This window comes from Trueperella sp. LYQ141 (assembly GCF_046599555.1).
Classification (GTDB): domain Bacteria; phylum Actinomycetota; class Actinomycetes; order Actinomycetales; family Actinomycetaceae; genus Trueperella.
In genome coordinates, this window is sequence record NZ_JBKIWQ010000001.1 from 58197 (window position 1) to 78436 (window position 20240).

The window sequence follows — 20240 nt, forward strand, 5'->3', positions numbered from 1 at the left end:
AGGGGCTGCAGTCAATCACAGCGGGGAGATCCTGAGAATCCTTAGCTCATCGCCAGGATTGACGGTGCAACACTCCTCAGGAACGACGGCAAGTGCATCGGCACCCGCTAATCCGGTGACGAGGTGAGAACCAGATCCGCCGACGTGGGAGGGGCAAATAGTGGCAATCCCGTTGGAATAGCGAAGTTGTACGGGGACGAATTGGCGTCGGCCTGCAGGAGAACGCCATCCGATTTCCGCGCGGGCATATTGGCAGCCCGAATCGCTATCCATAGCCGTTGGCATACGAGCAAAGAGTGCGTCAATGATCGGGCGAACAAAGAGGCAGAAGGAGACCAGCACAGAAACAGGATTCCCGGGTAGGCATACGACGGGAGTGCGCCCAGAGGTTCCAGCCCAGCCGTAACCTTGTGGTTTGCCTGGTTGCATGGTTACTTTGCGGAATTGCCAGCCATGACGCAAACCGTGATGCTTAATGGGATCAAAAGCGCCCATCGACACCCCACCGGAGGTGATAATCAGATCCGCATCAATACTGAGGGCTTCGGCCAGCTCGTTCGGATTATCACCAACTCGCTGACAGAGCGGTTCGCCGCCCAGTTCGCGAATCAACCCGGCAAGCTGCACAGAATTAGAATCCGGGATTTGCCCTAAGCCGAGCTCTTGGCCTGGTGCGCACAGTTCGTCTCCGGTGGCGATAACCGCGATTCGGGGGCGGCGACGAACCGGCACGTCAGCATATCCCACCGAAGCAAGGGCGCTTAGCCGTTGCGCGTTGAGTTGCTGCCCGCAGGGGATAACGAGCTGGCCGATCTCGATACTCTCCCCGCGCCGGCGCACGTTTAATCCGGCGTGTGGTGGGGCAAAAATCCGTACCTGTTGTGGCGCCTGGCTGGGGCCGCTCGGAGCGTTGGTGTCCTCAACTTTGACTACCGCGTCGGCCCATTCAGGTAGCACAGCGCCGGTCATAATACGGCAAACGCGGATGGGGGAGTTGCCCTTTGCTGAGGATTCGGTTGATGGGTGTAGCTCAACTGCTGGGTAGCCGGTATCTGGCGCAGGGGTAGGAATCGAGCCGGTGTTCGGGCAATTAGGATTAGGCGAGCCGTCAGAGTCATTAGATTCCTCAGATCCGCTAGCTCCATCGGTGCTCTCAAGGTGGTCAGATCCAATCGAACCGGCCGCCCGATCACCATCCACCTGGCAGTCCCACGGCCCGCCTCCACGGAACTGTTCACTACAGACGGCGTATCCATCCATAGCGGAATTAGTGAAAGGTGGGACGGGAAAACGGGCATATATATCTTGCGCGCAGATACGCCCGAGTGCCTCACTGAGTGCAACATGCTCTATCGCCAGGGGAGATAACGCGAAAGTGTCCAATAGTTCCTGGCGATAGGTTTCTGGGCTGATCGGCTCAGCAGGTGCGGGATTCTCCGAGTGGTTGGTGTTGGGCTGGGTGGCACAGTCGGTAGCGATGCTTGCATGGGCGGCAGAGGCAGCATGATTCGTCATTTCCGGATTGTCGGTATGTTTGTAAGCCGCATTAGCTCCGTCAGTTTCACCAACTTTGCCGCTTAAAGGGGTGTTTTCTGGGATCCTTGGCTGTGGTGATGAGTGCGGCTCACTCATGGTTTGTTTCCTCCCAGCCGGGGCGTACCCACTGGCCAGAGCGGCCGCCGTCTTTATGCGTGATAAGGAGTTCGCTGATGGCAGCGGAGCGATCTACGCCTTTGACCATATCAACCACGGCAAGTGCAGCAACGGCCGCCGCAGTGAGGGCTTCCATTTCTACTCCGGTGCGATCAGCAGTGCGAATTTGGGTGCGGATGAGGACGTGATCGTCTTTCAGGAGGCAGTCAACCTGCGCGCCATGAACCCCGATAGTGTGGGCGAGTGGCAACAGCTCGGGAACGCGCTTACACGCAGCAATTCCAGCGATGCGAGCTACTGCGAGGACGTCACCTTTGGGGACTCTGCCTTCGCGTAAGGCGCTCATAACCTCCGGCGAACAGTGCACCTTTGCCTGGGCGCACGCGGTGCGAACACTTGGTTGTTTGGCACTGACGTCAACCATGTGTGCTTCGCCGGTGTTCCTCAGATGGGTGAATTTCATCGAATATCCTTTCGCTCAGGCTGTGTTCCATCGTAGTGCGTGTGCTGCTCGGTGCTAGGTTGATACGGCGGCGCGGCACGTTGTCGATATGATCGGATAGGTTGATAGCAGATTGAGCGATAACGTGCTCGATAGTTCGTGGTTAACGCAGGGCGACGGAGGATGGTAATGGAACGCGCAGAACATATTGGCATGGTAGGTGTCAGTTCATGCCCGCTCGTGACACAGCAGATTGCCGATACGGTACGTGATGATAGCGCTGGAGCGCTCGTCGTTTTTGAAGGGATTGTGCGTAATCACGATGCGGGTCGAGCAGTATTGGGGATTGAGTACAGCGGTCATCCCAGTGCGGCCGATGTACTGCGCGAAGTGGCTGGTGAGATAGCGCAGCGCCACCCACAGTGTCGGGTGGCTGTGGTGCATCGGCTCGGTCCGTTGCAGGTGGGCGAATGTGCGATGGTGGCGGCGGTGGCCAGCCCGCATCGCAGTGAGTCTTTTCGCGCGATTTCAGATCTGGTTGATACCGTTAAGGAGCGTTTGCCGGTATGGAAACGTCAGTTATTCCCCGACGGTACCGACGAATGGGTTGGTAGCGCGTAAGTGCCGTGAGTGCCACTGCGCAGTAGTGGGATTGATGGGTTGCGGTGCGGAATCAGCCGCCAATTTCAGACATGTACCGATCCGGCTGGACGAAATCGGGATCGTCAATCCCGTGACCAGGTTTTTTATCCCACATCGCGCGTGCCCATAGGTCTGCGATTTCTACGTCGCTTGCTCCGGAACGCAGTGGAGTGCGCAGATCGGTTTCTGTACGGGCAAACAGGCAGGTGCGCATATACCCGTCGGCGGTAAGTCGCGTCCGGTCACAATTTATACAAAATGGCGCGGTTACGGAGGCGATAATGCCAACCCGCCCGCCAGGATGATCGGCTCCAGCGGCAACATCCCACAGGGTAGCTGGAGCGCTCAGATCGGTGCGCGGCGCTGGCGTGAGATCGAATTGTGCCCCCAATATTTCCAAAATCTCGTCGCGAGGAACGAGATTATCTCGCGACCAACTCTCCCGTGGGCCAAGTGGCATGTGCTCAATAATGCGCAACTCCGCCCCATTTTGCAGGCTGTATCGCAGTAGATCCGTCAAGCCGCTGTCATTTACTGAGCGAATCGCAACGGCATTGATTTTGATGGGGGAAAGCCCGGCGGCTCGCGCGGCGGTAATACCGCGGAAAACATCGTGCAGGCGGTCGCGATGGGAAATGTGGCGATACACCTGAGGATCGACGGAATCCATCGAAATATTGACTCGCTGCAAGCCGGCACGGGCGAGCGCTTCGGCTTTTTTATCTAAGCCAAGGGCATTCGTTGTCAGGGAAATATCCGGTTGTGTGCCAAGATATGTGCGCAAGCCGTGGGTGAAAGCAACGAGATCAACAAGGGATTTGCGCAGGAGTGGTTCGCCGCCGGTGAACCGAATTTCGGTGATGCCGAGCTGCTCAATGGCAATGCGGATAAGCCGCATGACTTCCTCGTCGGTAAGTGTTTCCTCGGTGGGCAGCCACTGTAGCCCTTCTGGTGGCATACAGTAGGAACAGCGCAGGTTACAGCGGTCCGTTAAGGATATACGCAGGTCGCGCGCTATCCGCCCCCACTGATCGACCAGCCCGCGGTATGGGCGAGACGGTATGCTGTTCACACTCATATCGCGAATTCTAGCCCACGAGCTAGCAGGGTTTCCTACCGAGATAGATCAGATATGATCTTTCCCAATATCACAGGAAAGCTGGAAGAAGGCACAGATGGATCGTTCGCCCGTCAAGCAGTCGCATATACCGTATATGCCGCCTGCTAACCGGCTGGATGCGGTTATCGTGCTAGCCGGTGGGACGGCTCATCGGCTAGGTAAGGTCAGTAAACCGGAATATCGGGTGGCTGGGTATCGGCTATTAGATTTGGTCCTCGGTGAGATCTGTGCAATTGCTCCGGCGGCGCGGATTGTTGTCGTTGGTCCGCCGCAACTTTCTGTTCCGCCTGGGGTTATTCTGACGAATGAAGATCCGCCGCTGGGTGGCCCTTTGGCGGGAATTGCTGCGGGGGTAGCGGCACTCGGTGAGTTACCAGCAGATGGCGTCCTCGGGTTGGCAACGTGTGATGCTCCGCGTGCGATTGGGTGTTTTATTCCTCTGCTTGCCCGGATGGCTGGCAGCCCGCAATGCGCCGGAGCTGTGCCACGTGCCCAGGATCGTATTCAGTATGTGCATGGGGTGTATCGGTGGGCGTGGATACGTCAAGCTATTGAAAAAGAGTCACAGGTGGTGCGCAATGGCTCAATTCGTCAGGCATTCGCGCAGTTGCCCTTATGTGTAGTTGACTGTGATAGTAGCGATTTCACTGACGTTGATACCGTTGCGGACGCACAGCAGCTAGCTGAGCAAATTCGTCGTGGTGTATATGTTCCCCGACCAGTGAAATAGTGCGTTCCGGGACTTTCGCGCTCGTTGGGGACGTAATATCCTGGATCGTATCGTGTGGCTTTGCTCGCATAGCTGAGAGCTTCAATGATAGGGAAGCCCAGTAGTGGGCAGGTAGCCCGTAGTAGGTACATACTCGTAATGGTGCGGAGAAAGTGAGGGGTGAACATTATGGCACAGCATGGCGTTCCGTTGACTGCGGCGGCGCTCTATTCGTCAATGGTGTCGCTTTCGGCTGCTCAGCAGGCGATGTTGACCGCCATTTCTCGGCATCGGGAGCACGTCACCGTCACGGAATTAGCTGAAGAATTAGATCTACATCCTAATTCGGTGCGCATGACGTTGGATTCGCTTGTGGAGTTGCGGCTGATTGATCGGGAGCCGATAAAGGGAGAGGGGCGTGGGCGCCCGGCTTGGGGATATTTTTCGCTGGCGCCGAGTTCGAGCGCATTTACTGCGGCATATTTTGTTGAGCTGACGAATTCTTTTTGTGACGCTATCCGAGAATATTCCCCTGATCCGGTGGGTAGTGCCCGCCAACTAGGGAAGGCATGGGCGGATCGGATCTTTTTGCAGCTTGCTCGAACGGCAGGTGGCGACGGGGCAGATACTGAGGCAGATTCGGACCATACACATCGTGTGGCTGCCATGCGGATGCTTTACTCATCAATGGGTACTTCAGCCTCGATTGATGACGATTCTTCGGCATTAGATCTGCACTCATGCCCTTTCGTTCATAACGGTAGTGTTGACCCGCTCATGTGTGAGATACATGCTGGGATGAGTGACCAAATGATGAAATTGTGGTACGACGAATCAATTGCTGCCACGCTTTATCCGCAATATCGCGACGGGGTATGTCGAATTCAGATGCGAGCGGTAACTGCGCCGTATAGCCCCCGTGCGGAGTAAATGTATGCCACGCTGTGGAACGTGTTTTCCTCGATAGGGTAGGGCTGGTGTGACGCCGGGCCAATAGCGGCACGATAGTACCGACGCTTCGTGCGCGTCGGAGTGTCTTTCCAGCTTTCCGACGAAAATCTTCGTCTACCTTGGCATATCACGAAGATTGAGGATCACCCCAAAATCATCGCGACCGTGCGTAAAATTCCGGCAGCGGTCTGCTCTGTTCCGCAGCCTTATTCCACATCCCCAAAGGTCCACACCTCAGAATCACTACACGAAATACGGATCCATCCGGCGGCCGCATCCAGATCAACCGTCAGCCATTGGGCGCAATCGCTATCGTGATTACCTGGATTGCCTAATTCAGGAGGGCAGTTGCTATCCTGCCTATCCGGTGCATCTCGCTCAGCGGGGTAACCAGCAGGCGTGCCAGATGTGCCGGATTCGCACCGCTGCGTGACCCGATAGCTGATCCGCTCATTCGTTTTCGACGTAACCTCAATGTGTGCATTAGCAATCCAAGGATGACGGCGGCGCACACCAATCAACGCCTGGTAGTGCCGATACATCCAGGCCCCAGCCGGAGAAAGTTCTGCGGGACTATCTGGTAGCGGGGCGCGAATCTGATCATCGGTCGCGACGCCATCGCCTTTAACCCCGCGAAATGCCTGCTCGTCACCTTGATAAATACTGGGCATACCGGGGACGCTAAAGACGATAGCGGTAGCAAGGGCAGCACCAGTATCCGTGAGCGTGGAAGCAATGCGGTCTACGTCGTGATTGCCGATAAAGGTATTCAACAAGGGCGGGTAGTAGCGGTGATCGCGCTGCCCGATCTGGTAGGCGCCTTCGGTGAAATCTGCGTGGCGCTCCAGGGCATGGGCCAGCTCCCACATATTAACGTCGGAAAGCGAACTCCAGATAGCTTTCCACAATTCGTACTGGGTAACGGAATCCAAATGTCCGTCGGCAATCAAACTGAGGTAATCACCGTGGATAATCTCGCCTAAGAAAAATGCCTGTGGAAAACGCTGGCGAACTCGGTCGGTGACGCGCCGCCAAAACTCATTCGGCACGGCATACGCAACGTCAAGCCGCCAGCCAGAAATGCCGCGCTCCAACCAATACTCCATCGTGTTGACGACGAGATCTTCAGTTGCTGGATTGCTGTGGTCCAGCTCGGCAAGATCTAAATGACCTTCCCAGTGTTGCGGGTAGCCATCAGGCGCTACCAGGACGGGAGAGGGCTCACCGGCTAGAGCGGCTTTCGTTAGTGGATGTTCCACTCCGACGTGGTTAAAAACGCCATCAAAAAGAACGTGCAACCCGCGCTCGCGGCACTGTGCCAGCAGCCACTCCAGATCCTCATTCGTCCCAAGCCGAGGATCGACGTGGAAATGATCGGTCGTATCGTAGCCGTGAGTGGTTGAGGCGAAGAGCGGCCCGAAGAGCAGCCCGTTACACCCTAAATCGCGCACGTAATCGAGCCAGTGGGATAAGCGGCGTAACCGGCCGGTCGTCCCGTCATCATGCCAATCGGGGCGAATGGGTGCGCCAAGAGCGCCAAGTGGGTAGATATGCCACCAGATTGCGTGTTCGTTCATGCCTCTCCTCGTCAGGGTATCTGACAGTATATAGAGTCACGGCGAGGGTGTTAGCGCAATTGAGCAGCTTGCCGTGCTGCCCCAAGGGCGACGTATTCCCGGGTAGGCGGAATCGTGACCGGCAGACCAAAGATCTGGGCGGCAAGGTGTCGAACCGCCTGCGACTGCGCTCCGCCGCCGATAAGAATAAGCTCGTGGAGGCTTACGGAATGTCGAGTGATACACCGGAGGGCGTCGGCCATGTGGTGCAGCAAGGCTTCGATAGCGGCTCGGGCGATATATGCTGGTTGGCTGTTTGCCAGGGTCATTCCATGCAGCTCACCGCGGGCTTCGGGGAGGTTTGGAGTGCGTTCTCCGTCGAAATAAGGAATGAGTTTTAGCCCATTGGCATGAGGAACGCTTAGGGCGAGTTCGTCGAACTGGGCGTAGTCAACACCTAGGATGCGGGCCATGGCGTCAACAATTCGGGAGGCGTTTAGCGTGCAGACCAGAGGTAGCCAATGACCGGTTGCGTCAGCAAATCCGGTGACTAAACCATCTGGATCGGCAATACTATGCTCGCTAACGGCACTAATGACGCCGGATGTTCCCAGGGAAACAAGACCTTGACCAGGTTTTAGCCCAATTCCAAGAGCCGCTCCAGCGTTATCCCCACAGCCCGGCCCAAGCTGGATATGCCCCCATCCCTGACGCGGATCTCCGCTTCCGGCAACCTCCCACGGTGTGAGGATCTTCGGCAAAACAATGTCGTCAGCATGGGAACGACGTAGCGCTTGAGCGAGAAGATCGCGTCGGTAGTTTTGGGCGTCACGGCTGAGATAGCCCGTTCCTGAGGCATCTGATCGGTCGGTAGTGAGCTGGCGGATGTCACCTGATCCGGCAATTTTCCAGGTCAACCAGTCATGCGGGAGGCATATTGCTGCTATTTTTTCGGCATTTTCTGGCTCGTTATCGGCGAGCCAGCGCAGTTTTGTGATAGTTAAGGAGGCAACGGGAGCGGATCCGGTGGCCTGAGTCCAGGCGCTAATGCCGTTTCCGTCGGGCTGATTTACGGCTAATTCCTCAATCAGCTCCTGGGCGGCGTGAGCGGATCGCGTATCGTTCCACAGCAGGGCGGGACGAATGACCTGTCCATGTTCGTCTAGGCAGATCATCCCGTGCTGTTGCCCGCCTATCGATAATGCGTAGACGTCCTCCAGTCCGCCGGCTTGTGAAACTGCCTGCTGGAATGCGAGCCACCAGTGGTGTGGATCAATCTCGCTACCGTCGGGATGTGGGGCTTTTCCAGATCGGACGATCTCTCCGCTGTGTGGATCGACGATGAGTACTTTCGTGGATTGCGTTGAGGAATCGACTCCGGCTACATAACGCGGTTTCACCCGTTGCCTCCTGGGTAACTATGGTTTTAGTTGCACATTAGCCGATGAGGTGACGCATGGCGTGGTGATACAACTCAACGAAGTGGTATTCGCGAGCTCCGGCTGCGTCGGCATCAAACTCTTCATAGCTGTGTGGGTCGGCGAGGAGGTCTGAAATGCTTTCTCCCTCGGATAAAGTGGGTGTGCTCAGCTCAGGGATAGATGCGCTGGTCATAAGTTCGGCAGTGCGCGGGTCGGCACGGAAAGCAATGGCCTTTTCCTTGAGCATGAGGTACATTTCCATGTTCGCGGCAGCAGATTCCCAGACGCCTTCGGCGCCTTCTGTGCGCGAGGGCTTGTAGTCGAAATGACGTGGTCCGTCGTAGCGTGGTCCGCCGCCAGGGAAACCGTTTTCTAGTAGATCGACGGTGAAAAATGCACTAGCGAGGTCGCCGTGCCCGAAGACTTTATCTTGATCGTATTTGATGCCGGACTGGCCGTTGAGATCAATGTGGACGAGTTTATTGGCGTTGAGCGCTTGAGCAATTCCGTGCGTGTAGTTCAGACCTGCCATTTGTTCGTGACCAGTTTCTGGGTTGACGCCAACGATGTCGCCGTTATCGAGTTGTGCGATAAGGGCTAGTGCGTGACCGACGGTGGGGAGGAAAATATCGCCGCGCGGTTCGTTGGGTTTGGGCTCAAGGCCGATTTTCAGGTCGTAGTCACGTTCTTTGATGTATCCGGCGATGACGTCTAAGCCTTCGCGATAGCGATCAAATACGGCGTTGAGGTCTTTCGAGGAGTCGTATTCGCTGCCTTCGCGTCCACCCCACATGACGAATACCTGTGCTCCGAGTTCGGCGGCAAGATCGACATTGCGCAGAATCTTTCGTAGGGCGAAGCGTCGGATGCTGCGATCGTTATTGGTTAAGCCACCGTCTTTGAAAACTGGGTGGGTGAAGGTGTTGGTGGTGACCATGGAGATCACGAGGTTATTGGCTTCGGCGGTTTCTTTGACTTTCATAACCCGCTGGTGGCGTTCTGCGTCGGAAGCGTCGAAGTCAAAGACGTCGTTGTCGTGGAAGGTGATTCCCCAGGCGCCAAGTTCGGCGAGGCGAGAGGTGTACTCCCAGGGGTCAAGGACTTCACGAGTGCCGGTTCCGAAGGGGTCAACAGCATTCCAGCCGACCGTCCATAAACCAAAGGCGAATTTGTCATCTGCGGTGGGGGTGCGCGTCATTGCGGGCCTTTCTGGTGAAGAATGAAATGAATTTAATTAGTTTTATTAATATACTAAATGCGGGTCGCGGTATAGTCAACACATCGTCTGTTCGCATTATCGGCATGTTTTAAGGGGTGAATCGCTGCATACCAACTTGCTGCGGTATATCGCCTCGCTAAAACGTCAAAATATGCCGAGGTGCTGACGAAATACCGCAGGCACCAGCAAGGGCATAAGGGAAACGAAACGCGTGAGTAATAACAAGAAAAGCACCAAAGGGGTGAAAGGCACTAATCTGCATGCCATTCCGCAAACACTTCGAGAGATGAATTTGCGGGTGGTCTTGCAAGAAATTCTTGCCAATCCAGGTCAATTATCTCGGGCGGATATTGCCTCGCGTACGGGTATGACGAAAGCGACTGCTTCTCGGCTTGTTGATGAGCTACTATCGCATGGTTTTATCGACGAGCATCCTCTGCCGGTGGGTAGGGTAACGCCAGCTCTGATCGCCAGCAAAGACGAGATGAATGGTCAAAGAGAGAAAACGAATAGCGAAGTAAGTGGCGAACAGAATAGCAATTCTTCCAATCAAACCCGATACCAGGAGGCGATTGAGCCGGTAAAGACGAGTACGCGGAATCATGCGGATGTCGCTGCGAGTCAAGAATCAAAGTCGCGCCGGCGAGGGCGGCCCGCAGTTTTTCTCTCACCACGCCGCGGCAGTATTGTCGCGCTCGGCTTGGAAATCAACGTCTCTTTTCTCAGCGCTGTAGCGGTAGATTTGGCGGGCAGAGTTCTGGCCCGTCGCAGGGAGTGTTGTGACGTCAGTGCACTGTCAATGCACGAAGCGATGACTCGATTAGCGCAGATAGCTCAGGAAGTGCGTGCCAGTGAATCGGTGTGTTGTGCTCGATTTGCAGGAAGCTCATTAGCGCTACCAGGGTTAGTCTCAGCCGATACCCTGGCAATTGCTCCCAATTTGGGTTGGAAAGATGTTGCTTTTGCTCAATTGCTCGCTCCATTAGCTGATTTTGACGTTCGACAGGTTGGTAATGAAGCAGACCTGGCGGCCTATGCCATTGCGCATCCGCGTCCAGGAGTAGCTGGCGATTTAGCGGAATTTATCTACCTATCGGGCAATGTTGGGGTCGGAGCGGGGATCGTGCTCAACCATGATTTGGTTTCTGGTTCTGGATGGTCTGGAGAAATTGGGCATGTCATGGTCGATCCGAACGGCCCTCAATGTTCGTGTGGAGCTCGCGGATGCCTGGAAGCCTATGTGGGATTGAATGCATTGCGGCAAGCTGCCGGAATAGATAATGCCTCCTCCTTGGGAAGTGAGCTAGAGCAAGTATCCCCGTATGAGGCAAACGCGGCAACGCACCGCATAAGAACCGACGGGAAATACGACCTAGCAACTGCGAACCAAAGCGAATCCAGTGAAAGTAAGGAAATAGCAGAAAATCTACTAGCTCCTCACCCATCTATCGAAGCATCTACCGGCATTGCGGTAACACCCTCTCGGGCAGAGGTACGCGATATGGGGGTTGAAGCAATTATGCAGGCTGCGCTAGCCGGAGATGCTCGAGCGTGTGCTGCGATGCGGGATGCGGGTATTGCATTGGGGCGAGCATTGGCGGCAACTATTAATACGCTCGGTATCTCCACGGTTCGAGTGGGAGGAATTATTGGGCAGATATTGCCGGTAATTCGATCGGTCATGGAATGTGAGTTAGCGGATCGCACATTGCAGTCGCAGTGGCAGGATATGGATATTGATGTCGTTGAGCACGCTATGGATTTAGCGAGTATTGGAGGGGCTCATCGTATCTTACGTGAGGCTGCCATTAACCCTGGCGCATGGATAGCTCAGGATTCAAAATAGCAGTTACTCTACTGCGGCGGTGGCATAGAATTGTGCCGTCATTATATCCACGCTGGGAAAGGTCACTCATGAGTGCTACCTCAAATTCTTGTGGCGCATACCGAATGCCTCGTCTTTTACGGTTGGCATGTGCGCTGGTTGCTGCGTGTTTGCTGGCTGCATGTGGCGTGAAAGTTACGTCGACGACGACGATTGATAAAAACATTGCCGGTACTCGCATATTCACGTTTGCCGTATCAAAAAATGATCTGTCATCTAGTGACGTGAAGAAGACTCCGGCAGAAATTGACGCGGTTATCCGTCAGCATCTGCCATCCATCCTGACGTATTCCGGTATGGCTGACGATGGATCGACGATCTCTGGCAGCTTTACGATGGGATTCAGCTCTGCTGACGATTATGCGCAGAAGATAGATACGTTGCGCTCTTTGGCGGGTCTTAGTGAAGATTCGTACTATGGCGAGCCAGAGATGAAGTATTACGATACCCCCTTGAAAAAGGGGTTGAGTATCAACGAGCAGTTCACTGATGTTGAACTGATGGGCTGGCTTGCCGATGCGCTCGTCTATGAACACGTGATTGAGGAGCACAATCGCAATTCCATTTTTGATAACAGTGGATCACCTAAACCCACCGTTGTCTTTGAGGGGAATACGTATCCATCTGAGAAGGGTAACCGTCTGGTAGTTAAGCAGATAAAGGACGATACCTTTGCGCATGTTGAGGTTTATACCTCGATGAAGCCGGAGAATCAGGGTGAAACCGTCGTCATCTACCATTCAGATAGCGGATTGCCGGATCATCAGGTTAAGGCATTGGAGGAATTCCTCAAGGATCGTATGCCTGAAGGCGCAGAGAAACTTACCCCTTTGCATCAAGGCGAATACATGATTCGCTTCATGCCTAAGGATATGGATGATTTATCAGCGAAGCTCAAGAAACTTCTTGATGATGATAGCGTCTCCATCAAACTCGATGTTGCCCCGAACGGGGATAGCATTACGGAGCGGATTTATCAGCTCACTGGCACTATCGGATGTCGAGGGGTGTGCCAAAGCACTGATGATGCAGATGATGAGCGAGCGCGGTGGTACTTCGTCTATGACCAAGAGAATATGACGCCAGAGGGTAACTCGTATGGTGATCCAGATTTCAGTGGAGTTATTCCCGATTGGACGGGATCCTCTGCTGGGGATGGCAAGAAAGTTGATTTGAGCTTCGCATCCAAACTGGTCTTTGAACCGTGGACGGTAACCGTGGAGCGCTCGTTTATGGGAGGCTACGACGTTACCTTTGAGTATCCGGTTAAGACGGAAGAACTCAAGAACTTCGATCTCGATTTAGAAAAGCTTTTTGATCCTGGGGATGCGGGCGATATTACGGTGGAAGAACGCGACGATACCACCGTTGCAGTTGTGACGCTTTCTGGTTCTAACGCAGAGGAGATTTCCGAACGTCTTGCGGGGTATCGCACTGGTGGTGAAATCCGTGAAGATGATCAAGGTGGGGCGTTGTGGTCGAAAAAGACGATGATCTCCATTGATTTACCAATGTTCTATGACAGTGATACCCCCAGTGGGTCAACACTTGTGGTACGCCCCTCTGTATTGCATAGTTTGGAGGAGGAACCGGGTGCGGTGGTCAAAACTGATGGTAAAGATCTGATCTATACCGATGCTGGCGCGACCCTTGTTATGGATCACGGGCCGACGTTATTCTCGCTGATTATCTTGGGCGTTATTGCTCTGACGATTATCGGGTTGATTGTTTTGGCTATCGTCTTGCGTAAGCGGGCGAAGCGGCGGATGGCTGCTGGTGGGATGACCCCAGCGGGGATGTCTCCTGAGGCAATGGCGTCGGCAGTGCCGTATTCGGGGGATTCTGCGGATTTTGCGCAGGGATATGAGCCAGCGCCGACGGGTGAGACCGCGCAGTATGAGCAGGCGCAGACGCCGACGCCGGAGGGCTACCAGCCATATCCGGCGCAGGATTCATCTCCGGCATATTCGCCGCAGCCGTATCCGACGCCAGGTGGGTACGAGGCTGCGCCGTCGGGTGATGGCTATGGCGATGGTTATGGGCAAAATGGTGCGTATTATCCGCAGGGGGCAGCACAATACGGTCAGCCCTCGGCAGATATGCAAGGCACTGCAGATTATGCGCAACCTGCAGATATGGTCGCAGATACGCAACCGGCAGCGGGATATGTGCAATCTGCGCCAGAGTATGCGCCACCTGCGCCAGAAAGCGCCGCAGAAGGTGCCTCTGAGGGCGATCCAGAAAGCACGTCAGATGATCGGTTAGCCCACGGTGCGGCTGGGCCGGAGGATTTCGGCACAACGCCTCCACCTCCGCCGCCAGCCCCAACCGTGTAGGGGTGACTGCTTTGCCGCCTAAGGGGTTAATGTCATAACGCGTTAGGCGGTGAGGGAGGAATGTTACCGCTGGTGGGTGTCCATTGCTGGACACCCACCAGCTTTTTATTCTGCATGACGTCCATATCTGTGCGGCGTCTAACGCTGTCACATCTATGTTCCTTATTTGGGCGAGATGGCTATGCTGAGCTATTACGTCAGTTTTCCGCTTAATGTGTGGCGCTTGGGATGTGGTCAGGTTTCGCGTGAGGGATATGCGCAAAGGGTGCCTGAACGCGAAATAGCTGAGAGGTTTAGAGGAAATAGGCAATGGGTCTGGGGTGTGAGGATACGTCACGATGTGTGCAGTCGAGGAGGCGAAAGGCGCGTGAAGCTGAAGGGTATGCGAGGATACCCAAAGCCAAGCCGAGGATAAGGTGCTCGGCGGCGGTCCATATATTCGTAACGTATGCTCCTGCGGTTGTCATTACGTCTGCAAAATCATTTGTATTGCGTAGGAAAACCAGGCGAAAGGAGAAGGAACAGGGCAGGATAAAGCGCACAATATGGCAAAGAATCAAAAGGCTCCTGAGAATCCCGCATGGGAATGAGCATGGAGCGTGCAGGTATTTACGTATTTACGCCCCTGTTGATGCGTGGCGGCAGCGAGTTTTACGCGCTGTACTGGGCAAGGGCTTGGCGAAAAGCGTGGTCGGCACGATGGCTAAAGGCGACGAGATATACAGTGATAGTGGCTGGCTCTTTCAGGTTAAGCGTGGCGGTTTGGGCAGTCTGCTGTAATTCGGTGACGGCGATTCGAGCGACCTCATCTATATCCCAGCCGTACACGCCGGCGGAGATAGCTGGAAAAGCGATAGATTGAGCGCCACATTCCAGCGCGCGCTGCAAGCTATTGCGGAACGCAGCCGCCAAAAGTTTCGGATCTGTCTGGCCGATGTGCCGATTTGGCCCGACGGTATGGATCACCCATTTGGCAGGCAGCTTGTATCCTGCGGTTGCTATAGCTTGCCCGACTGGCAGACCTGAGGGTAGCGAGGTTTCCCGCAGGTGGCGGCACTGCGCTAGAAGTTCCGGACCAGCTGCCCGATGAATAGCACCATCGACTCCGCCGCCACCCAGGAGGGTGGAATTTGCAGCGTTAACAATCGCGTCTACGCTCAGCGTCGTAATATCGGCGAGGACCACCTCAAAATGAATAGTCACCGTTCCAGTGTAATTCGCTTTGGTGTCATGCGCCGCAGCTATTCCGGACGGCGGTTAGTGCTGGCTTGCACGATAGCTGATCGGCAACGCCGGCAATTCTGGCTATGGATCACCGCCGAAATTGAGAATCTAGCACTGTGCAAGGAAGCGGAAAGCATGCATACTGCAGTGTTTTATAGGGGAAGAGGCAGTATCTCTTCAACCTGCCCGTACCAGCTTCGACGATCTGCTATGTATGGCACAAGCCCGACAACTCGAACGAGCCCTCAAGCCTTAACAATCCTAGATCCTGGCTCGTGTCACGTCTGGTTATAAAACTCTCCACCGAAGTTATGAGCAGTCTCTTCAAAGGTGGGCAAACGCCTGATACGGATTTACTAAGTTAGAAAACTGCCGAACCTGATACCTGCTCGGCGCGGGTAAACCCAACTGGCGACTACTAGGTAACAACTTTCCCCTAGCTCCACCAAAATCCGAAGAGCCTGGAAGAATCGACCGCTGAACGCGCATGCCTTAACCCGAAGCCTTGGCGTTGTAACGGCAGATACAGCGCTGGCATGCGCAATATGCTAACTACGTCAGGCCTATACATGGTGGTTAGGTGCTGAGATAGATCGTGCACTGATCGGCAAGCTGCAACCCTGACGTACTCGGGGTACACATAGGGTACACGACGCGGGGATAAACTCCGCCATGCCTACTGAGAATCTTTCACATAGAGATACAGTAAATCGCCGCTTTCCTTATTTCCTAGAAAGCGGCGATTAGTGGTCGGGGTGGCGGGATTTGAACCCACGGCCTCTTCGTCCCGAACGAAGCGCGCTACCAAGCTGCGCCACACCCCGGTATGCCTACGGCAACCCAGTAATAATAACCAATTGTGTGCCCATTTGGAAAATTGAAAAAGGCTTGCTTGCTCACATACGGCGTTACGCAGGTTATTTACTGGACGATGAGATCAAGGATAATGGCTTCAGGTGGGCAGAAAGTCCGTACTGGCGCGTATGTCGTCGTCCCGATTCCGGCGCTAACCTGAACCCACATATCATCGTTCGCCTGGGCGGCTCCATCCTTTGCGATCAATTCCGTCAGACCATGACGGGTATGGCGCAATTGCCCGTCGCGTAGCGGGGATTCTGCGCTGGTAGTGGCTGGCCAGTGGAATAATCCGGCAGCAAGTTGCGGGTCAATATCGCAGTTAGAGACTAAATGTTTGCCGGGCAGGCATACCTGCCCACCGTGGGTATGCCCAGCAAAGACGAGGTCGCAGTTATCGCGTGCCATTTCATCGAGAATCCGCAGATAGGGGGCGTGGGTCAGCCCGATACGCAGTTGCGGGTGAAGGGAAAGCACCGAGGTTTCCGAGGCGCAATGCAGATCCGGCACTGGTTTATCGCCATGCGGGATTGGAAATACGTCGCGGCGGATATGCGGATCGTCAACGCCAACAAAATGACATTCCCATCCGGCTACTGGCAACATCGCCCGAGTGTTCGTCAGGTTAACCCAGCCGAAGTCTTCGTAGATCTGCACAAGATCCTGCCAAGGCAGGGGGCGGGCTTTTGGTTTAGGCGGTGGAGTAGATTCCGATTTTTGTACCATCTTCCGCGACGATGGGCCAAGGAGATACTGGAACGGATTTTTTAGTTTGGGAGCATAGTAGTCATTCGATCCGCAGACGAAAACCCCAGGAATATCTGCCAGTGGAGCCAGGGCTGCCCGGAGCGGGGAAAGCGCAGAGGAATGGGCAAACATATCGCCAGTTATGACGATCAAATCTGGCTCATAGGCAGCCAGAGAAGCGATGAACTCAAAACGGTTACGATGGCGAGCTAAAGCGTGTGCGTCGGAGATATGCAGGATCCGTAGTTGGGCGCTCGGTGCGTGCTGATTCTGCGGTGGCAAGGTGAGCTGTGAAGCCTTTGAGTCGCGATTAGCTTCGCGCTTTTGCGTGTTGTCTGACGCAACGCAAAGAGCAGTCGGCGTTGCGTTGTACACCCGCTCAGCGGGCATATACAGCGTGCGGTGGCGAACGGTATATGCGTGAGCGTGGGTCAATCCGTATATGGCAGCGCCGATTCCGGTTGCGGCTGTTGCTGCCAGTGTGCCGCGTAAGTTTTTCGATAAGGACATTTAGCTGTACTCCTGTCCGTCCCATGTAGTACTGCACTATTGCTGTGCGTTGGCTATATATGGGATTTTCGGTTTCTTCTCCGTTTCTCATGAACGCAAATCCCCGGAAATCCCGCACGTACCTGGTATGCCAGGTGAGGGCAATAGGTAATAGCTGTCAGCTATCTAGAGGCTGGAGCAGGTGGCTAGCCTCGCCCGATACCTGCTTAATACCTTGCGCTAACTGCTCCCCCCCAACTACTTGCTGGAGTTTCTGCTTGCCGGCTAGATCTCCAATCTATCTGGCAGAGCCCCGCTACGTGGCATGATTCGGTGCCGATTGGTATGCGGTTAGCCTCGCGTTTCTCACATCTCGCTTCTCGTTGGCCTTAGTTTCGCGTCAGCCTCTGCCGTTGGATACCCAAATGTCAATACGTATGCCTGGTTCTGCTTTTTCACCGGCGGCGGGGGATTGGGCTACCACGGTTCCGGCTGGCTGGTTCGAGTCTTTCGCACGGGTGGTGTATCCAAATCCGGCGGCAAGCGCGGTGTTTTGGGCATCTTCTTGGCTCATGCCAATCAGATTTGGCGCGCTGGCGTTCGAGTCGTTATTTTCCTTGTCTTTGTTCTTGTCTTTATCTTTATCCTGATCTTGATTCTTGTTCGCGTCTGCTGGTGGGCGATTTGCTCCGCGCAATGGATCTTTCGTTGGCTTATTGAACTGTTGGATAGGCGTATTTGCTAAAGCGTTATCCATGTATTGCTTGAAGCTTCGGGCGGGATACAGACCGCCGTACACTTCGGAGTGGAAGGTCCCGTTGATGACGCTATCAAACATGGAGATTGAGCCTTCATAGTGACCTTGCCATACGGCGGTGGCCAGTTGTGGGGTGTAGCCCACGAACCATGCGTGATAATCAAGATCGGCAGTACCCGTCTTACCGGCGGCTGGGCGCCCTCCGGCGAGGATCGCGTTTTCGCCGGTTGCTCCTCGAGTGAGAACCTGTTGGAGGACGGCAGTGGTCTGCCGAGCTAGCTCGGCATCCACCGCTTGGCGGCACTGGGGTTCAACGGCGGCAAGGATAGTGCCATTGTTGTCAGTGATCTGGGTGAATGATGTCGGTTCGCAATATTTTCCTTCTGCTGCCAGGGATGCCATGGCATTTGCCATAGATAGTGGCGTAACCGGGTTTGTACCTAAGATTGAACCGGGATTGGGCAATAGCGGCAAGGGTTTGCCGTATTCGGCGTGCAGCCCGGCATTGAGAATTTCGGCGGTTTGGGAGCTGCCTTCTTGGGCAAGCGTTCCGCGGCGCACCCCGAGCGCGCTGGCGCGATCAACGATGTCACATAGATCGTATTGGTTTGCCATTACCGCGAAGGCAGTGTTCACAGATTTTCGAGTGCTTTCCAGGACGGTCATTCGCCCGCCGCCAGCGCCTTCCAAGTTACTTGGGTTGAAGACGTCGGCAACACTAGGAGCGCACCGAATTTTCCAGGTATTAGCTGGGAAGGTTCGTATATCTGTGTTGATAACTTCATTGACGTTACGCCCTTGATGTAGCCATTCCATCAAGGTAAAGATCTTGAACGTCGATCCTGATTGGAAGCCGAAACCGCCGCCCATATCTTGACCGGCGTTGAGATTCAGCTTCGTATTGTTTGGACTTTGCTCGGTGGGGTTGCCATACGTCGAATTTTGGACCATGGCGACGATGTGCCCAGTGTTCGGTTCAACGGACGATAGGGCCATATCGACGCTAGAGGGATCGTTGACGGGGGTGGAGGCAACGATGGCGTCATAAGCGGCTTGCTGTTTGTGTAAATCCAGGGTGGTTTTGATGACAAGACCACCGCGGTAGAGCTTTTGGATGCGCTGAGCGCTGCTCTCTCCCAGGGATTTAGATTTCAGCACATCTTGGACGACGTAATCGCAGAAGTATGCGGAAATTCCTGCCGTCGCACAGCCATTGGGAACTTCCGTTACGTGCAGCATGGCTTCAATCGGAACGGCTGAGGCGGCTTCAAATTGTTCGCGCGTGATCTTATCGAGCTTGTACATCTGCCCTAAGACGGTATCGCGGCGGATCTTAGCATTCACTGGATCAGTAATGGGGTTCCATTTGCCGGGTGACTGGGTGATACCAGCAAGCATGGCGGCCTGTTCGAGGGAGACGTCTTTTGCGGAAACTCCGAAGAAATAGCGCGAAGCTGCCTCTACGCCCCATTGGGACGGGCCAAATTGTGCGATGTTGAGATATGCGGTGAGGATTTCGTCTTTAGTGAGCTTGTTTTCAACGGCGATTGCGTAGCGGGCTTCGTTGATCTTTCGAGCGATGGAATCCTCGGTGGCTTTTGCGATGAGGTTTTCATCGCCCAGGATACGCCCTTGTTCGATGAGTGCGTTCTTGACGTATTGCTGGGTGATAGTGGAACCACCTGCGAGGGCGCCGCCGGTGAAGTTGTTGACAGCCGCGCGGAAAATGCCTTGCGCATCTACGCCGTTATGCTGGTAGAAGCGTTCGTCTTCGATGGAGACGACGGCGTCTTTGAGGAGCGGTGAGATGGCGTCAGATTTGACGATGATTCGGTTTTCGGCATAGAACGTGGCGATCTTTGTGCCGTCGGCGGCAAGAATGACGGATTGCTCGGACGGGCGAGTGAAGTCGATTCCGGTGGGTAAATCATCGAACATTCGCGTGACGGCATTGGCCGCAGTTCCAGACATTGCTGTGAATGGAATAGCTGAGGCGGCAAGGAGAGTACCGCCGACTCCGCACAGCAAAGAGAAGCTGAGAAGGGCAACGATGAGCTGCCGAATAGTAAGACGCCGACCAGTTTTCTGCATAGCGTAAGCCTATCCGGTTTGGCTTTCACCTGACATACCTTCCTTCAGACTGTGGCATGGTCGGCGCGAATGGTGGGGTGAGGCAGCGGGCGAGAGGGAAGGTGTATGCGCACTGGGTAGTAGTTGTTTTCCTGAGATGTGCG

The 20240-nt window shown here is 54.8% G+C and carries 14 protein-coding genes and 1 tRNA gene; 5 read left to right on the plus strand and 10 right to left on the minus strand.

Annotated features, from left to right (window positions below):
* Positions 1-15: 15 nt before the first annotated feature.
* Both glp and moaC read right to left on the minus strand, forming a co-directional pair.
* Positions 16-1632 carry a gephyrin-like molybdotransferase Glp gene (gene glp / locus ACLHIJ_RS00310; protein ID WP_411298185.1) on the minus strand — a complete coding sequence of 539 codons (1617 nt, stop codon included), beginning with the start codon at positions 1630-1632 and terminating at the stop codon, positions 16-18.
* Positions 1625-2116 (minus strand): cyclic pyranopterin monophosphate synthase MoaC, encoded by a 492-nt coding sequence (gene moaC / locus ACLHIJ_RS00315; protein ID WP_411296611.1) that lies wholly within the window; start codon positions 2114-2116, stop codon positions 1625-1627. Before moaC ends, glp begins: the two co-directional genes overlap by 8 nt.
* 168 nt (positions 2117-2284) lie before the next feature.
* Here moaC and ACLHIJ_RS00320 point away from each other — a divergent pair, with 168 nt between their 5' ends.
* On the plus strand, positions 2285-2716 hold the full coding sequence (locus ACLHIJ_RS00320; RefSeq protein WP_411296612.1) for a molybdenum cofactor biosynthesis protein MoaE: 432 nt from the start codon (positions 2285-2287) through the stop codon (positions 2714-2716).
* A 52-nt stretch (positions 2717-2768) separates the two neighbouring features.
* On the opposite strand, the gene moaA is transcribed toward ACLHIJ_RS00320, so the two are convergent.
* Entirely contained in the window at positions 2769-3815 is a 1047-nt protein-coding gene (gene moaA / locus ACLHIJ_RS00325; protein WP_411298186.1) for a GTP 3',8-cyclase MoaA, read from the minus strand.
* Between the two features lie 97 nt (positions 3816-3912).
* On the opposite strand from moaA, the gene ACLHIJ_RS00330 reads away from it, so the two are divergent.
* Positions 3913-4587, plus strand: coding sequence for a molybdenum cofactor guanylyltransferase (locus ACLHIJ_RS00330; RefSeq protein WP_411298187.1), 675 nt, complete (start codon positions 3913-3915; stop codon positions 4585-4587).
* Between the two features lie 168 nt (positions 4588-4755).
* On the plus strand, positions 4756-5496 hold the full coding sequence (locus tag ACLHIJ_RS00335; protein ID WP_411298188.1) for a helix-turn-helix transcriptional regulator: 741 nt from the start codon (positions 4756-4758) through the stop codon (positions 5494-5496).
* Between the two features lie 227 nt (positions 5497-5723).
* On the opposite strand, the gene ACLHIJ_RS00340 is transcribed toward ACLHIJ_RS00335, so the two are convergent.
* From ACLHIJ_RS00340 to xylA, 3 genes are read right to left on the minus strand one after another with little or no spacing between them, the layout of a single operon-like run.
* Complete coding sequence (locus tag ACLHIJ_RS00340) at positions 5724-7094, minus strand: alpha-amylase family protein (RefSeq protein WP_411298189.1); 1371 nt, start codon at positions 7092-7094, stop codon at positions 5724-5726.
* Positions 7095-7144: 50 nt separating this feature from the next.
* Positions 7145-8473 (minus strand): xylulokinase, encoded by a 1329-nt coding sequence (xylB, locus tag ACLHIJ_RS00345; RefSeq protein WP_411298190.1) that lies wholly within the window; start codon positions 8471-8473, stop codon positions 7145-7147.
* A 37-nt stretch (positions 8474-8510) separates the two neighbouring features.
* The gene (xylA, locus tag ACLHIJ_RS00350) at positions 8511-9692 is read right to left on the minus strand and encodes a xylose isomerase (RefSeq protein ID WP_411296618.1); all 1182 of its coding nucleotides are present in this window, start codon (positions 9690-9692) and stop codon (positions 8511-8513) included.
* 232 nt (positions 9693-9924) lie between these two features.
* On the opposite strand from xylA, the gene ACLHIJ_RS00355 reads away from it, so the two are divergent.
* Together ACLHIJ_RS00355 and ACLHIJ_RS00360 are read left to right on the plus strand one after the other, a co-directional pair.
* Complete coding sequence (locus ACLHIJ_RS00355) at positions 9925-11559, plus strand: ROK family protein (RefSeq protein WP_411298191.1); 1635 nt, start codon at positions 9925-9927, stop codon at positions 11557-11559.
* A 104-nt stretch (positions 11560-11663) separates the two neighbouring features.
* Positions 11664-13934, plus strand: a complete 2271-nt coding sequence (locus ACLHIJ_RS00360) for a hypothetical protein (RefSeq protein ID WP_411298192.1) — start codon at positions 11664-11666, stop codon at positions 13932-13934.
* 651 nt (positions 13935-14585) lie between these two features.
* Here the strand turns inward: ACLHIJ_RS00360 and ACLHIJ_RS00365 are convergent.
* From ACLHIJ_RS00365 to ACLHIJ_RS00380, 4 genes are all read right to left on the minus strand, one after another.
* Entirely contained in the window at positions 14586-15137 is a 552-nt protein-coding gene (locus tag ACLHIJ_RS00365; RefSeq protein WP_411296621.1) for an O-acetyl-ADP-ribose deacetylase, read from the minus strand.
* Between the two features lie 768 nt (positions 15138-15905).
* Positions 15906-15982 (minus strand) — tRNA-Pro (locus tag ACLHIJ_RS00370).
* Positions 15983-16079: 97 nt separating this feature from the next.
* Positions 16080-17270: a metallophosphoesterase gene (locus ACLHIJ_RS00375; protein WP_411298193.1), complete on the minus strand. Its 1191-nt coding sequence runs from the start codon at positions 17268-17270 to the stop codon at positions 16080-16082.
* A 379-nt stretch (positions 17271-17649) separates the two neighbouring features.
* Positions 17650-20097: a penicillin-binding protein gene (locus ACLHIJ_RS00380; RefSeq protein WP_411298194.1), complete on the minus strand. Its 2448-nt coding sequence runs from the start codon at positions 20095-20097 to the stop codon at positions 17650-17652.
* Between the last annotated feature and the right edge of the window lie 143 nt (positions 20098-20240).

What these genes read in the sequence shown, in the direction of transcription:
- moaC (WP_411296611.1), bottom strand. Translation starts at nt 2,116, where the DNA reads ATGAAATTCACCCATCTGAGGAACACCGGCGAAGCACACATGGTTGAC.
- ACLHIJ_RS00360 (WP_411298192.1), top strand. Translation starts at nt 11,664, where the DNA reads ATGCCTCGTCTTTTACGGTTGGCATGTGCGCTGGTTGCTGCGTGTTTG.
- ACLHIJ_RS00375 (WP_411298193.1), bottom strand. Translation starts at nt 17,270, where the DNA reads ATGTCCTTATCGAAAAACTTACGCGGCACACTGGCAGCAACAGCCGCA.
- glp (WP_411298185.1), bottom strand. Translation starts at nt 1,632, where the DNA reads ATGAGTGAGCCGCACTCATCACCACAGCCAAGGATCCCAGAAAACACC.
- ACLHIJ_RS00335 (WP_411298188.1), top strand. Translation starts at nt 4,756, where the DNA reads ATGGCACAGCATGGCGTTCCGTTGACTGCGGCGGCGCTCTATTCGTCA.
- ACLHIJ_RS00380 (WP_411298194.1), bottom strand. Translation starts at nt 20,097, where the DNA reads ATGCAGAAAACTGGTCGGCGTCTTACTATTCGGCAGCTCATCGTTGCC.
- ACLHIJ_RS00320 (WP_411296612.1), top strand. Translation starts at nt 2,285, where the DNA reads ATGGAACGCGCAGAACATATTGGCATGGTAGGTGTCAGTTCATGCCCG.
- xylA (WP_411296618.1), bottom strand. Translation starts at nt 9,692, where the DNA reads ATGACGCGCACCCCCACCGCAGATGACAAATTCGCCTTTGGTTTATGG.
- ACLHIJ_RS00340 (WP_411298189.1), bottom strand. Translation starts at nt 7,094, where the DNA reads ATGAACGAACACGCAATCTGGTGGCATATCTACCCACTTGGCGCTCTT.
- ACLHIJ_RS00330 (WP_411298187.1), top strand. Translation starts at nt 3,913, where the DNA reads ATGGATCGTTCGCCCGTCAAGCAGTCGCATATACCGTATATGCCGCCT.
- moaA (WP_411298186.1), bottom strand. Translation starts at nt 3,815, where the DNA reads ATGAGTGTGAACAGCATACCGTCTCGCCCATACCGCGGGCTGGTCGAT.